Source organism: Streptomyces sp. SAJ15, from assembly GCF_007595705.1.
Taxonomy (GTDB): Bacteria; Actinomycetota; Actinomycetes; order Streptomycetales; family Streptomycetaceae; genus Streptomyces.
Genome location: NZ_NISY01000001.1, coordinates 601,433 through 616,358, shown reverse-complemented (window position 1 = coordinate 616,358; position 14,926 = coordinate 601,433). Strand labels below are relative to the sequence as shown.

Genomic DNA, 14,926 nt, shown 5'->3' with positions numbered 1-14,926 from the left:
AGGTGCCCACTGATGACGCACGTCGACCGGCAGGCATGGGACGTGGTGGTGATCGGCGCGGGGGGCGCCGGGCTGCGCGCCGCCATCGAGGCGCGCGAGCAGGGCTGCCGCACCGCCGTGATCTGCAAGTCCCTGTTCGGCAAGGCCCATACGGTGATGGCCGAGGGCGGCATCGCGGCCAGCATGGGCAACGTCAATGAGCACGACAACTGGAAGGTCCACTTCCGCGACACCATGCGCGGTGGGAAGTTCCTCAACGACTGGCGGATGGCCGAGCTGCACGCCCAGGAGGCACCGGACCGGGTCTGGGAGCTGGAGACCTGGGGCGCGCTCTTCGACCGCACCCCCGACGGCCGGATCTCCCAGCGCAACTTCGGCGGCCATGAGTACCCGCGGCTGGCCCACGTCGGCGACCGCACCGGCCTGGAGCTGATCCGCACCCTCCAGCAGAAGATCGTCTCCCTCCAGCAGCAGGACAAGGAGGAGTACGGCGACTACGAGGCGCGCCTGAAGGTCTTCCAGGAGTGCACGGTCACCCGCGTCCTCAAGGACACGGCGCCCGACGGCGGCCCCGGCGCCGGCCGGGTGGCCGGCGTCTTCGGCTATGAGCGCGAGTCCGGCCGCTTCTTCGTGATCGAGGCCCCCGCCGTGGTGCTGGCCACCGGAGGCATCGGCAAGTCCTTCAAGGTGACCTCCAACTCCTGGGAGTACACCGGCGACGGGCACGCGCTGGCGCTGCTGGCCGGGGCGCCGCTGATCAACATGGAGTTCGTACAGTTCCACCCCACCGGCATGGTCTGGCCGCCGTCGGTCAAGGGCATCCTGGTCACCGAGTCCGTGCGCGGCGACGGCGGGGTGCTGCGCGACAGCGACGGCAAGCGGTTCATGTTCGACTACATCCCGGACGTCTTCAAGGAGAAGTACGCGGAGTCCGAGGACGAGGCCGACCGCTGGTACGAGGACCCCGACCACAACCGCCGGCCACCCGAGCTGCTCCCCCGCGACGAGGTGGCCCGCGCCATCAACGCCGAGGTCAAGGCGGGCCGCGGCTCCCCGCACGGCGGGGTCTTCCTCGACGTCTCCACCCGGATGCCGGCCGAGGTGATCAAGCGCCGGCTGCCCTCCATGCACCACCAGTTCAAGGAGCTGGCCGACGTCGACATCACCGCCGAGCCCATGGAGGTCGGGCCCACCTGCCACTACGTGATGGGCGGGGTCTCCGTCGACCCGGACACCGCGGCCGCCACCGGGGTACCGGGGCTCTTCGCCGCCGGCGAGGTGGCCGGCGGCATGCACGGCTCCAACCGGCTCGGCGGCAACTCGCTCTCCGACCTGCTGGTCTTCGGCCGCCGGGCGGGACTGTACGCGGCCCGCCTCGCGGCCGGGCTGCGCGCGGCGGACCGGCCGGTGCCGGACCCGGCCCAGGTGGACATGGCGGCCGCCGAGGCGCTGCGCCCGTTCAGCGCGGAGGGCGGCGCCGCCCAGCCGTCGGGCGACGGGCCCGCAGCCCCGGCCGAGAACCCGTACACCCTCCACCAGGAGCTCCAGCAGTCCATGAACGACCTGGTGGGCATCATCCGGCGGGCCGAGGAGATGACCGAGGCGCTGCACCGGCTGGCCGGGCTGCGGGTGCGCGCCCGGCGGGCCGGCGTCGAGGGCCACCGGCAGTTCAACCCCGGCTGGCACCTGGCCATCGACCTGCGCAACATGCTGCTGGTCAGCGAGTGCGTGGCGCGCGCCGCCCTGGAGCGCACCGAGAGTCGCGGCGGGCACACCCGCGACGACTGTCCGGAGATGGACCGGCTGTGGCGCCGGGTCAACCTGGAGTGCCAGCTCTCCGACCCCACCGCCGGGCTCGCCGCCACCGATCCGCAGCGCGGCCAGATCAGGCTGGCCCGCCGGGAGACCCCGCCCATCAGGCCCGACCTGCTGGAGTTGTTCGAGAAGGACGAGCTGGTGAAGTACCTGACGGACGAGGAGCTGACCCAGTGAGCGGCTATCAGGCGCACTTCAGGGTGTGGCGCGGCGACGCCGACGGCGGGGCGCTGTCGGACTTCCAGGTCGAGGTGCACGAGGGCGAGGTGGTCCTGGACATCGTGCACCGACTCCAGGCCACCCAGGCCCCCGACCTGGCGGTGCGCTGGAACTGCAAGGCCGGCAAGTGCGGCTCGTGCAGCGCGGAGATCAACGGCCGGCCGCGGCTGATGTGCATGACCCGGATGTCGGTGTTCGAGCGCGCCGAGACGATCACCATCACCCCGCTGCGGGCCTTCCCCGTCGTGCGGGACCTGGTCACCGACGTCTCGTTCAACTACACCAAGGCGCGCGAGGTGCCGTCCTTCATCCCGCCGGAGGGGCTGGGACCCGGCGAGTACCGCATGCGGCAGGAGGACGTGGGCCGCTCCCAGGAGTTCCGCAAGTGCATCGAGTGCTTCCTGTGCCAGGACACCTGCCATGTGGTGCGCGACTTCGAGGAGAACAAGGCGCCCTTCTCCGGGCCCCGCTTCCTGATGCGCGTCGCCGAGCTGGACATGCACCCGCTGGACGCCGCCGCCGAGCGCGGCCTGGACCGCAAGCGCACCGCCCAGGACGAGCACGGCCTGGGCTACTGCAACATCACCAAGTGCTGCACCGAGGTCTGCCCCGAGGGCATCAAGATCACCGACAACGCCCTCATCCCCCTCAAGGAGCGCGCCGTCGACCGCAAGTACGACCCGCTGGTGTGGCTGGGCGACAAGATCCGCCGACGTAAGTGACCCTGGTTTTCCGGCAGGGAACTCCGTCCCGCCACAACGGCGAGCCCATCGGGCGGGCCCCGGGAGAGGGCGCCCCCTTCGAACGGCGGCGGGATGAGGGCGCCGTCCTGGCTTGAGATGCCGCCCAGGGGGGTCGCCCGGGGCTGCCCCCGGGGTCAGAACAGGCTGAGCAGGGCTTCCACCTCGCCGGCGCCCGCGGCCTCCCCGCTGGGGAGGGCCAGCTCGAACCAGACGGTCTTGCCGCGGGGGGTGCGGCGGCTGCCCCAGGAGGCGCTGAGCAGGCCGACCAGCTGGAGCCCGCGGCCGCCCTCGTCGGTGTCACGGGCGCGGCGGCGGCGTGGCTGGACCAGACCGCCGTCCCACACCTCGCACACCAGCGTGCGGTCCAACAGCAGCCGCAGCCGGATCTCGCCCTCGCCGTACCGCAGGGCGTTGGTGACCAGCTCGCTGACGAGCAGCTCGGTGGTGTCCACCAGCGCTTCCAGCCCCCAGCTCCGCAGCTGCTCGCAGGCCAGCTCGCGGGCCCGGCCGACCGAGCGCGGCTCGCTGGGCAACCGCCAGTCGCCGACCGAGCCGGCCGGCAGGCCCTGCACCCGGGCCATCAGCAGCGCGATGTCGTCCTCGCCGTGCTGGGTGTTCAGGCGGGTCAGCACGTGGTCGCAGACGTCCTCCAGCGAGCCCTCGGGGCGGCCGAGGACGGCGGCGGCCGAGGCGCGGTCGCTCAGGGCCGTGCGGAACGCCGCCAGCCCCTCGTCCAGCGCGTGGTCACGCGACTCCACCAGCCCGTCGGTGTAGAGCGCGAGCAGGGCGCCGTCGGGCAGCTCGATCTCGGTCTCCTCGAACGGCTCGCCGCCCACGCCCAGCGGCATCCCGGGCGCCACCTCCACCAGCTCCGCGGGCCGCCCGGGGGTGACCATCACCGGCGGCAGATGGCCCGCGTTGGCGAAGGTGCAACGCCGGGTGACCGGGTCGTAGACGGCGTAGACGCAGGTGGCGAGGTAGACCTCGGACAGGTCCGAGGGGCCGTCGAGGTGCGTGCCGCGACCGTGCGGGGAGCGTGAGCCGCGGGGGGCCGCGGACCGGGCTCCGGCGCGGGAGCCGCCGGGGGCGCCCAGGCCGCGGGCGATCTCGTCCAGCGCGGAGAGCACCTCGGCGGGCTCCAGGTCGAGCAGCGCCAGGGTCCGCACGGCGGTGCGCAGTTCGCCCATGGCGACGGCGGCGCGCAGTCCGCGGCCCATCACGTCGCCGACGACCAGTGCGGTGCGGTGCCCGGGCAGCTCGATCACGTCGAACCAGTCGCCGCCCACCTCGGTCGCGGTGTTGCCGGGCAGATAGCGGCAGGCGATGTCCAGGCCGGCCGCCTCCGGGTCGCCGGGGGGCAGCAGGCTGCGCTGGAGGATCAGGGCGCGCTCGTGCTCCCGGCGGTAGAGCCGGGCGTTGTCGATGCACACGGCCGCGCGGGCGGCCAGCTCCACCGCGAGCGCGGTGTCCCGCTCGCCGAACGGCTCGCTCCCCTTCGTGCGGGAGAACTGCGCCAGCCCGACCACCACGTCGCGGGCGACCATCGGCACCACCAGCGTGGACTGCGGGACGGCGGCGCCCAGTTCGGGCTCGGCCCCGTCGCGGCCGGCGACGACCCGGGCCTGGGCGGTGCGCAGGGCGTGCGCGCAGGGCGAGTTGAACGGGTAGCGGTGCACCTCGCCGACCTGGATGGGCTTACGGGTGCCGGTGAGCGCGTCCTCCGGGCGATCCACCCGACAGCGGTCGAAGAGTGCCAACGGGCCGTCGGAGACGGCGCTGGAGAAGGCGACCCGGCGCAGCTCGGCGCTGCCGTCGGCGGCTCCGGGCGGCCGCTCGTCGCCGGTCAACAGGTCCTGGTAGAGGTCGACCGAGGCCAGGTCGCAGAACTGCGGCACGGCCACGTCGAGGAGTTCGCGGGCGGTGGTCTCGAGGTCGAGCGAGGTGCCTATTCGGGCCCCGGCCTCGTTCAGCAGGGCCAGGTTGCGACGGACGCCGGCGGCCTCCAACTCGGCGCGGCGGCGGCCGGTGACGTCGGCGGCCAGACCCGCCACCCCGATCGGCCGGCCGGAGCCGCTGTGCAGCCGGTACAGCGATATCGACCAGCGGCGCCGCTCCGGGCCGGTGGGGACGGTGCCGACCAGCGGCATGTCCGTCACCGTCTGCCCGGTCTCCAGGACTTGGCGTATCGCGGTGCTGAGCCGGTCGGCCTCGCCGCGCGGCAACAGGTCCTCCGGGAGCATGCCCCGGTAGGCGTCGGCGGGGCGGCCGAAGACCGTCGCGAAGCGCTCGTTGACCCGCAGCATCCGCAGATCCGTACCGCAGAAGAAGAAACCCAGGGGAGATTGACCGAAAACGGCCTGCGACGCCGCGAGGTCGGTTTCCAGGCGGCGCAGCGCGCCCACGTCGACGGCGACGCACAGCGCCGAGCGTTGGCCGAGCTCCGCGGCGGCGGGCATCACATAGATCTCCGCCAGACCGTAGCCGCGTGGGCTGTCGGGGTTGCGATAGGGCACCAGGCCCACCCACTCGCGCCCGTCGAGGATCTCGGCGACCTTGCGGTGACCGAGATCACGCAGCTCGGGTGGGACGAACGCCTCCACCGGGTCCTTGCCGATCGCCTGTCGGGCCGTCAGTCCCAGCAGTTCGGCGGCGCGTTCGCTCCAGTGGGCGATGCGGCCGTCCGGCCCCAGCGAGAAGGAGGCCACGCGGATGTAGTCGTAGATCGATCCAGGCGGGCTGCTCTGCCACATGGGTGGTACAGCCTTACCCTCGGGCATCTGCGCCCCCGCTGGCTTCTCGCTCACGCGCCCGTCCCCTCCGGCTCAGGTCTCGGACCGGCCTCAGATAGCTGAGTATCCAGTACGCCGGCTATCCGGAGCACGCCCTTCACGATCACAGCACGGTCTCATCGGCTGGTTCGGTTCCCACGGCCACATTGCGCCCTCCCCCGCGGACCCGTGGATTCGACGGGGTCCGCGACGATCGATCAGTGCTCCCCCTGTCTCCTAACCGGGCAGGGCCAGCTCGAACCACACGGTCTTCCCCGTCTTCCCACACCGGGTCCCCCAGCGGATGGACGCACAGGCCACCAGTTGGAGCCCGCGCCCGCCCTCGTCGTCCGGGGTGGCCACCCGCTCGTGCGGCGGGTCCTCCACCGGGTCGGAGACCTCGACCACCAGCACCCGGCCCTCGACCGGGGTGGCGCGGCTGCGCATGCGCAGGCTGATCGGGCCGCTGGTGTACCGCATGGCGTTGGTGACCAGCTCGCTGACCAGCAGCTCGGTCACGTCGATGACGGCGTGCAGCCCCCAGTCCGACAGCGCCTCGCGGACCAAGGCGCGGGCCGTGCGTACCGACCCCGCTTCCGCGGGAAAGCTCCATTCGGCGAAGACCGGCGTGGATGCCACGGCCCCTGCGGCCTCTGCGCTCTCGCTCACGCCGATCACATCCCCGACCGCCCATGCATTACCCACCGGATTGTCCAGCTTCGAGGCGGTTAATCAGCACATACCCGATAATCCGGGGCAACTATCGTCTGGCCGGGCGCACGGTGACACTTTCGGCACATGTTCTACGCGACGCTTACGCGCCCTTGACGCCACGACGGCCCCCGGCGTGCAGGACCGGGGGCGGGCCTCGACACCCCGCCCGAGAGCGACGACCCGCCTCCACGAGGCGGTGCCACGCGGCTCCGCACGCGGGGCGCGGCGGTGAGCGGGACGGGACCGCGGCGGGGTGCGGCCGCGGGCGGACGGTGCCCCGGAAGCAGGGGTGCCGGTATGGCGCGGCCGCGCCTCGGCTCACGCGGGAGAACGGCACGACAGCCGCCACCGCCCCCGCCGGAGAGCGACACGGCGCCGGCCTCGGCTCACCGGGGAGCACGGCACGGCGCCGGTTGCGGCCCGCACGGGAGCACGGCGCCGGCTTCGGCTGGCACGGGCGTGACCGGCCACCGCCCCGCGGGCGCTTCGGAATCCGGAAGGGCGGGGGCTACCAGGGCGAACGTGCGAGCGCGGCCGCGACCGCCGGGCGGTCCTGGTCCAACCAGTCCACCTCGTGGATCCGCTCCGGGGTCAGCCAGCGCACCTCGTCGTGGTCCTGGAGCGGCCGGGGCTCGCCCGCGCTCAACCGGGCCGTCCAGACGTGGAGCACATAGCCGGGCTTCAGCGGCCACTCCCCGGTCAGCCGCTCCAGCGGCTCGACCTCGATGCCGAGTTCCTCGCGCAGCTCGCGGACGAGGGTCTCCTCCGGTGTCTCCCCGGGCTCGGCCTTACCGCCCGGCAGCTCCCAGCGGCCGGCGAGCTCGGGCGGAGCGCTGCGCCGGGCGGCCAGCAGCCGCCCACGGTCGAACACCGCTCCGCCCACCACCACACGCACCGTCATGCGCGGCACGATACGGCAGGCGCGGTAGCGCGCTCTCTACGACCGCCGTACCGGTCACGGCGCCTATCGGGAGGCCGCCGTGCGCTCGACGACGTACAGCTGCTGGTGCCCGCGGGCCTGCAGCCGGTCGGCGACCTGCTGTGCCTCGTTCTTCGTGGCATAGCGGCCGACGCGATAGCGGTTGCCGCTGTCGTCCTGGCGGATGACGAGCCATGGCAGGACGGCGCCGCTCTCACTCATCGCTAGTGTCCCTCCGCTTCGTACTGCTCGGTACGGCTCCGGCGTACGCCCCCTCGGGCCTGGTGGAAACCCCGATCCGCATATGCCTGAGCGTACGCCCAACCTTTACTCAACGGATACGGAATTTCACAAAGAGGAACGCATCCGGCCAGCCGCAGACGCTCCGCACAACGCGCGGGCCCCGCGCTCCACCCTGAGGTGGGACGCGGGGCCCGGAAGCCGTCGGCCTCGGTCAGACGCCGGCGGGCGCCTTCTCCCGACCGTCCTCGGCCGTGGCGTCGCCCGCCCCGGCCTCCTGCTTCGACGCCAGCATCTCCTGCTCGACCGCCACGAGGGTGGGGTTGCGCCAGGCGCTCTGGACACCCCAGTAGTAGAAGGCCAGCGCGATCAGCGAGACGACGAGGATGTCCCAGCCGGGGGCGAGGTAGCCCTTGCCGCCGAACTCGGTGCCGCCGGCCCACGAGACCAGCGCCATGACCAGCAGGTAGAGCACCATCCAGGCGCCCGCCACGAGGTGCGGCTTGAGCTCGGCCCACGGCTTGCGCAGCTCGTACCAGGCCCAGATCGGCAGGCCGATCGCCATGATGAAGATGACCTTGCCGGTGAGCGGCCAGCGGGCCCAGTACATGACCAGCGAGCCGAAGATCATCGCGATCGGGGCGATCACCGGCATGGCGCGCAGCTTCACCGGGCGCGGCAGGCCCGGGGCCAGCCGGCGCATGGCCATCACGGCGACGGGGCCGGTGATGTACGAGATGACCGTGGCCACACCGACGATCTCGGCGATGGAGCCCCAGCCGCGGAAGACCGCCAGGAAGAGGAAGGCGACCGCCAGGTTGAGCAGCAGCGCCGGGCGCGGCACGCCGGTCTTCGGGTCGACCTTGCCGAAGACGCCCGGCAGGTGGCCGTTCTCCTGCACGCCGTGGATCATGCGCGAGGTGGTGGCGGCGTAGATCATGCCGGTGCCCGAGGGGGACACGAAGGCGTCCGCGTAGAGCAGGATCGCCAGCCAGTTCAGCGACCAGGCGGTGGCCAGGTCGGCGAGCGGGGAGTTGAAGGTCAGTCCGCCCCAACCCTCGCCGCCCGCGAGGGCGTCGGCCGGAACGGCCATCAGGAAGGCGACCTGCAGCGCGATGTAGATGACCAGCGCGATCAGGATGGAGCCGATGACGGCCTTGGGCAGCGACTTGCCCGGGTTGCGGGCCTCGGCGGCCATGTTCAGCGGCGACTGGAAGCCGTTGAAGGCCCAGACGATGCCCGCCACCGCGACGGCGCTGAAGACCGAGCTCCAGCCGTTCGGGGTGAACCCGCCGTGGTCGGTGACGTTGCTGGTGTCGAAGTGAGCCCACATCAGGGCACCCGCCGTCAGGACCGGGACGACCACCTTGAAGACGGTGATCGCGGTGTTGGTCTTGGCGAACAGGGTGATCGCGAACCAGTTCAGGAAGAAGTAGAAGAGCAGCAGCACGGAGGCCAGCGCGAGGCCGGTGCCGGACAACTCCTTGCCGTCGTACAGCTCCTTGGCCCAGCCGAAGTCCCAGGAGCTCATGTACTGGATCGAGGCGGTGGCCTCACCCGGGATCACGGAGACGATCGCGATCCAGTTGGCCCAGGCGGCGAGGTAGCCGGCGAGCGAGCCGTGGGAGTACTGGCCGTAGCGGACCATGCCGCCGGCCTTGGGGAACATCGAGCCGAGCTCGGTGTAGGTCAGAGCGATGGTCAGCGCCACGATGGCACCGATCACCCAGGAGAAGATCGCGGCGGGGCCCGCCAGCGCGGCGGCGCGCTCAGCGCCGAAGAGCCAGCCGGAGCCGATGATCGACCCGAGGCCGACCGCGGTGAGGGCCACCGTGCCAAGTGACCGTCGGTAATTCGAGTGGGAACCCTGTTCGGTGCTGCTCAACGTTCCTGGCACTCCCTTCGCCCCTGCGAGTTGGGACGCGGACGCCCCTGCGAGTTCGGACACAAACCGCAGCATCCTATGAGCGAAAGGGATGATCGTCTTCCGCAAAAAGCCCCTGACCTGGCGTTCTGTGAGGTTTGCAACACTTCTCAACCCCGTCCGGCGCCGATACCCGGACGGGGTCGAGAGGGCCCCGAAGGGCCACCGAAGGGGGCCGCCGAACCCCATCGGAGCCGCGACGACGACCGCACTCCGGCAGGTTATGCGGCGGACATGACAATCGACGGGGTGCGCCGTTGCGCCGCCGTTACGACGCCGGGCGGGGCGTTAACTCCCGGCTACGCCGCGACACCCGCGCGACGCGGGCCTCATGACGCGGAGCCATCACGACAAGGGGAACACGACACCGGGGCACGACAATCGGACGTGACACGGGGCATCACGGGGCGGGCTCGGAGGAGGGTGCGGGACTCCTCACGCACCGCCGTGAGGGCGAGAACCCCGAACCGACCGACCCGGCGGCGCCCACCCTCCTCAAGTCGGCCCACCGAGAGGACGGATGGGCGCCGAAGCGCCGCCCCCACGGCCTATCACCCGTCACCTCACCGGCAGGTGATAGGCGATCCGATACCGCTCCGCCAGCGTCACCACGTCCGCCGTCTCGACCGGCCGCCGGCCCACGAAGAAGGTGCGGGACACGACGAGGACCGCGTGTCCGGGGACGCCGCCGAGAGCCAGGGTCTCCTCGGCGAGGCCGGGGCGAGCGCTGACCTCCTCGGCCACGTTGTCCACCACCAGCCCGATGGCGGCCATCCGGTCGACCACGCCCCGCCCGGCCAGCGGCCCCTCCTCGGGGAGCATCACGGGTGTGCGGCCGGTCACCGCGAGCGGCTCCCAGGAGGTGGAGAGCATGGTGGGCTCCCCCGCCGAGCGGAAGACATAGCGGGTGCGCATGACCTCCTCGCCCGGCTCGATGCGCAGCCGCACGGCGACCTCCGTGGACGCCGCCCCCCGCTCGCTGCTGGACTCCCAGGTCCCGCGGGTCTGCTCGTCGGCCTGCTCCTGCCGGAACGGGGTGCAGCGGGTCGGGCTGCGATAGCCCGTACGGGAGAGCCGGCGCTGCACCGGCTGCTCGCGCACATAGGTGCCGGAGCCGGAACGCCCCTCGACCAGGCCCTCGGCCATCAGCACCTTGCGGGCCTCCAGGGCGACGGTGTCGGAGACCCCGTACACCTCCCGGATACGGGCCTGGGACGGTAGTCGGGCGTGCGGCGGGAGCTCACCCCCGACGATTTTCTTCCGGAGGTCGTCGGCAACTCGGAGGTATGCGGGCTGCTCACCGAAGGCCACGGGCACTCCCAGGGATTTGACAGTCGGCAACAGCTTGGCAACCCAGGGTTGCGAGCCGCAACTGAAGGCCAAAGCATCACCAGATGTGGTGAACCGCAGCTCAGGAAGGTTTAGGCGACGAGTGACATGAATCGGCGGTAAGCAGTTCGACAACGACGGGACGCGCCAGTTGAATTGCAGTCAAGCGATCACGCGTCCGAACCTTCCAAGCCGAGGAGCGCCGTCCGTGCGTCCGTACGTGCCCCGTCGTTCTCCCCTGCGGGCCCTGTGCGGCGCGCTGTTGGTACTCGCCTGCACCGCCACCGGGTGCAGCGGCGACGCCGACTCCAAGGAGGGGGCCGCTGCGGCCCGCCCCGGGGCCGCCGGCGCCGGCGACCCGCTCTTCCCCAAGCTGGGGAACGGCGGCTACGACGTGACGCACTACAAACTGACGCTGGACTACGCACCGGACGACAACCGCCTCAAGGGCACCGCCGAGATCACCGCCCGCGCCACCGAGCCGCTCAGCTCCTTCAACCTCGACCTGGCCGGCCTGACCGTGCGCAAGGCCACCGTGGACGGCATGACCGCGACCTTCACCCGCGGCGGCACCGAACTGACGGTCACGCCCAAGTCGTCGCTGTCCAAGGGACGGATCTTCAAGGCCAGCATCCGCTACGACGGCACGCCGAAGACCATCCACGACCCCGACGGCTCGATCGAGGGCTGGATCGAGACCGACGACGGCGCCGTGGGGCTGGGCCAGCCGACCGGATCCATGGCCTGGTTCCCGGGCAACCACCACCCCTCCGACAAGGCCGCCTACGACGTCGACGTCACCGTGCCCACCGACTACACCGCCGTCTCCAACGGCGAGTTGGAGAGCCGGGAGGCCACCGGCGAGCGCACCACGTACCGCTGGCACACCGGCGAACCCATGGCCAGCTATCTGGCCACCCTCGCCGTCGGCCAGTTCGAGGTCACCGACACCGTCACCGACGGCGACCTGCCGCAGTACAACGCCGTCGACTACGACGAGGTCGACGCCAGCCGGAAGGTCTCCGAACAGGTCTCGGAGATCATCGACTGGCAGAGCCGCCGCTTCGGCCCGTACCCGTTCTCCTCCACCGGCGCGATCGTCGACCGCAACCCGGACGTGGGCTACGCCCTGGAGACCCAGACCAAGCCGTACTTCGGCGCGGCCCCCGACGAGCTGCTGCTCGTCCACGAGCTGGCCCACCAGTGGTTCGGCAACTCCGTCACCCCGCGCTCCTGGCAGGACATGTGGCTCAACGAGGGCTTCGCCACCTATGCGGAGTGGCTCTGGGAGGCGGACCACGACGGCCGCTCGGCCGATGAGATCTTCCAGGACTTCTGGGACGGCACCGACGACCAGAGCGAGGGCATCTGGGCCTTCCCGCCCGGCAGTCCGCCCAGCGCCGAGGCGGTCTCGGACTCCCCCGTCTACGGGCGCGGCGCGATGACGCTGCACAAGGTCCGCGAGGCCGTCGGCGACGACACCTTCTTCTCCATCGTGCGCACCTGGCTGAAGCGGCATCGGCATGGCAACGCCGACACCAGGGCGTTCATCGCCCTGTGCGAGAAGGAGTCGGGCAAGGACCTGAGCGAGATCTTCGACGTCTGGCTCTACGGGAAGGGCAAGCCGGACCGCCCGTAGAGCGGTGGGCACGGCCGGAGCGGCGCCGACGACGGCCGTGTCGCGCCGCCGTGGACCCCCGGTCGCGGGGGTGCGGTCAGGAGCGGGCGCCGGTGTACGCGGTGAGCAGCAGCGCCACGTCGTCGGGGCGGTCCTCGGCGCGACGGGCCTCCTGGACGACGGTGTCGGCCGTGGTCTCCAGGGTGTCGGGCGAGCCGCGGGCGAGGGCGTCGGACAGGGCCTGGATACCGGTTTCGATGTCCTGGCCCGGCTGCTCGACCAGGCCGTCGGTGTAGAGGGCGAGGACCCCACCGCGGGGCAGTTCCAGCGGGGTGACGGGGTAGCCGGCCTCGGCCTGGACGCCGAGCATGACGCCGCCGGGCAGGTCGAGGACGTCGGTGCGGCCGTCGGGGTGGCGCAGCACGGGGGGCGGGTGGCCGGCGCGGACCGCGTGGCCGTGGCCGGTGCTCGGGTCGAGTTCGATGTAGCAGCAGGTGGCGCAGACGCCGGCGTCGAGGTCGGCGAGCAGTCGGTTGGTGCGGCCGACCACCTCCCGCGGGCCGATCGCGCTGGTGGCCAGGGCGTTGACGGCGCTGCGGAGCTGGCCCATGACGGCCGCGGCGGCGACGCTGTGGCCCTCGACGTCGCCGATGACCAGCGCGACGCCGGAACCGGTCTCGATCACGTCGTACCAGTCGCCGCCGATCTCCATGCCCTGGGTGCCCGGCAGGTAGCGGCCGGCGGTGCGCAGCCCGGCGATCGGCGGCAGCCGGTGCGGCAGCAGGGCGTCCTGGAGACCGCGGGCGAGGGTGAACTCCGCGTCGTAGAGCCGGGCCCGCTCCAGGGCCTGGGCGACCAGTCCGCCCAGCGCCGTCAGGGCGGCGCGCTCGTCGGGGGTGAAGGTGTGCGGGGCGACGTAGCCGAGGATGCAGGAGCCGACGGGGTGACCGGAGGCGATCAGCGGCAGGAAGGCCCAGGATTGCATCCGGTCCAGGGCGATGCCGGGGTAGGCGCCGGAGAGCAGCTGGCGCGACTCGAAGAAGATCGGCGCACCGAAGGTGAGGGCCTCCACGCCGGGAAGGTGGGCGTCGAGGGAGACGCCTTCGAAGGGGTCGAGGAAGCCCTCCGGGTAGCCGGACTCCCAGGCCAGGTGCATGCGCCGGTCGCGTACCAGGTACAGCGCCACCTCCTGGCCGCCGAACGCGGGCAGCAGTTGGTCGGCGACTGCCCGGCAGACCTCCCGCACGGTGACGGCCTCGGTGAGCACGCTGGCCATCTGCACGACGTGGTACAGGGCGCCGGGGCGGGTCGGGGTGAGCTGGGCCGTGGCGGCGTCGACGGGGGAGGACGGCTCGTGGGCCGTGGCGGGGGTGTGGCCCTCGTGGGCGGGCGGGGGGTCGCTGGGGAAGACGCGGCCGGTCAGGCCGTGTACGTCGGGGTAGAGGATGAAGCCGAGCCATTCGCCGGCGGGGTGGCGGACCAGGAAGGAGGTGGGCTCCTGGGAGAGCATGGCGGCGCGGTAGCGGTCCTCGTAGGCGGGGTCGGAGAGCCAGGTCAGCACGCGCCACGGGTACCGGCCGAGCAGCTCCTCGCGCGGGCAGCGCAGCAGCTGTTCGCAGCGGTGGTTGGCGTAGACGGTGCGGCCGTCCTGGTCGAGGGAGAAGACCCCGTCCGGCAGCCGCTCGGCGGCCTCCGCGGCGATGGGGCCGGAGACGGCGTCGACGACCAGGGCCAGGACGCGGTGGCTGGGCCGCCCGGCGTCGTCCACTCCCCGTACGCCCCGCCCCCACAGCTCGACGGGCCGGTACCGCCGCTCGCCCTCCCGCGCCTCGCACACCCGAAACCTGCGGCCCCTGATCCACCGCCCCTCCCGGGCGTCGCGCTCGGCGGCCCGCAGCTCGGGCAGGTCGTCGGAGCAGACGCGGCCCTTGAGGTGGTCGATCGTGCCGTCGGAGTCGGCCGGGTCGATGCCGAGGACCGCCCACCCGTCCTCGTCGGCGGTGAAGGCCCCCGAGTCCAGGTCCCAGTCGAACATCCCCATCTCCACGGCCAGCACCTCGGCGGGCAGCCGCACCCCCACCGGATCTCCGTCGTACTCCAGCGGCCGGTCCGCGGGCACCCCGCCGAGCGCGGCCCCCACCTCCTCGGCGGCCGCCCCTAGCCGCATCCGGTCGGCATCGGGCGCCGCCCGCAGGCGGGCCGCCCGCGCGGTGGACCACTTCACGAAGAACACGCCCACGACCTCGCCGTTCGCCCGTACCGGCTGGTACTCGGAGGCGAAGGGGTAGGGCAGCCCCACCGACATCTGCGGGAACCGGCGCATGGTCTCCCCCTCGTCGGCCAGGTGCACCGGTTCCCCCGTCCGGTAGGCGGCCGACATGGGCAGCGCCCCGCTCACCGGCACCCGCCACCACGCCTTCATCAGCGACCGCGGCACCCCCGCCACCACCGTCAGCACCAGCGACCTGCGATCCGGCGAACGCAGATAGACCCCGCCCCCGTATCCGCCCGCCGCCCGCACGGCGTCCACCAGATGGGCCGCCAGCACCTCCCCCACCTCCGCGCGGCCGCCGACACCCGGGCCTTCCACACCCATCTCGCGCCCTCCCGGTACGGACGCATACGCGTCCTACGTAC

The 14,926-nt window shown here is 72.2% G+C and carries 10 protein-coding genes; 3 read left to right on the top strand and 7 right to left on the bottom strand.

Going from position 1 to position 14,926, the window contains the following annotated elements; all coding sequences use genetic code 11:
* Positions 1 to 12 precede the first annotated feature (12 nt).
* A complete protein-coding gene (locus tag CD790_RS02710) occupies positions 13 to 1,992 on the top strand; it encodes a fumarate reductase/succinate dehydrogenase flavoprotein subunit (protein ID WP_144381318.1) in 1,980 nt (659 codons plus the stop codon).
* Entirely contained in the window at positions 1,989 to 2,756 is a 768-nt protein-coding gene (locus CD790_RS02705) for a succinate dehydrogenase/fumarate reductase iron-sulfur subunit (RefSeq protein WP_144381317.1), read from the top strand. Before CD790_RS02710 ends, CD790_RS02705 begins: the two co-directional genes overlap by 4 nt.
* Before the next feature lie 155 nt (positions 2,757 to 2,911).
* Here CD790_RS02705 and CD790_RS02700 read toward each other — a convergent pair whose 3' ends face one another.
* From CD790_RS02700 to CD790_RS02675, 6 genes are all read right to left on the bottom strand, one after another.
* On the bottom strand, positions 2,912 to 5,527 hold the full coding sequence (locus tag CD790_RS02700; RefSeq protein WP_144381874.1) for a SpoIIE family protein phosphatase: 2,616 nt from the start codon (positions 5,525 to 5,527) through the stop codon (positions 2,912 to 2,914).
* Positions 5,528 to 5,782: 255 nt separating this feature from the next.
* On the bottom strand, positions 5,783 to 6,223 hold the full coding sequence (locus CD790_RS02695; RefSeq protein WP_144381873.1) for an ATP-binding protein: 441 nt from the start codon (positions 6,221 to 6,223) through the stop codon (positions 5,783 to 5,785).
* A 544-nt stretch (positions 6,224 to 6,767) separates the two neighbouring features.
* A complete protein-coding gene (locus tag CD790_RS02690) occupies positions 6,768 to 7,160 on the bottom strand; it encodes a (deoxy)nucleoside triphosphate pyrophosphohydrolase (RefSeq protein WP_144381316.1) in 393 nt (130 codons plus the stop codon).
* Positions 7,161 to 7,223: 63 nt separating this feature from the next.
* Positions 7,224 to 7,400, bottom strand: coding sequence for an SPOR domain-containing protein (locus CD790_RS02685; RefSeq protein WP_144381315.1), 177 nt, complete (start codon positions 7,398 to 7,400; stop codon positions 7,224 to 7,226).
* Between the two features lie 232 nt (positions 7,401 to 7,632).
* Positions 7,633 to 9,249: an APC family permease gene (locus tag CD790_RS02680; protein ID WP_260867288.1), complete on the bottom strand. Its 1,617-nt coding sequence runs from the start codon at positions 9,247 to 9,249 to the stop codon at positions 7,633 to 7,635.
* Between the two features lie 651 nt (positions 9,250 to 9,900).
* Positions 9,901 to 10,653 (bottom strand): GntR family transcriptional regulator, encoded by a 753-nt coding sequence (locus tag CD790_RS02675; RefSeq protein ID WP_144381313.1) that lies wholly within the window; start codon positions 10,651 to 10,653, stop codon positions 9,901 to 9,903.
* Between the two features lie 226 nt (positions 10,654 to 10,879).
* On the opposite strand from CD790_RS02675, the gene CD790_RS02670 reads away from it, so the two are divergent.
* Entirely contained in the window at positions 10,880 to 12,310 is a 1,431-nt protein-coding gene (locus CD790_RS02670; protein ID WP_260867287.1) for a M1 family metallopeptidase, read from the top strand.
* A gap of 76 nt (positions 12,311 to 12,386) precedes the next feature.
* Here CD790_RS02670 and CD790_RS02665 read toward each other — a convergent pair whose 3' ends face one another.
* Entirely contained in the window at positions 12,387 to 14,885 is a 2,499-nt protein-coding gene (locus tag CD790_RS02665) for a SpoIIE family protein phosphatase (RefSeq protein ID WP_144381312.1), read from the bottom strand.
* Positions 14,886 to 14,926 lie beyond the last annotated feature (41 nt).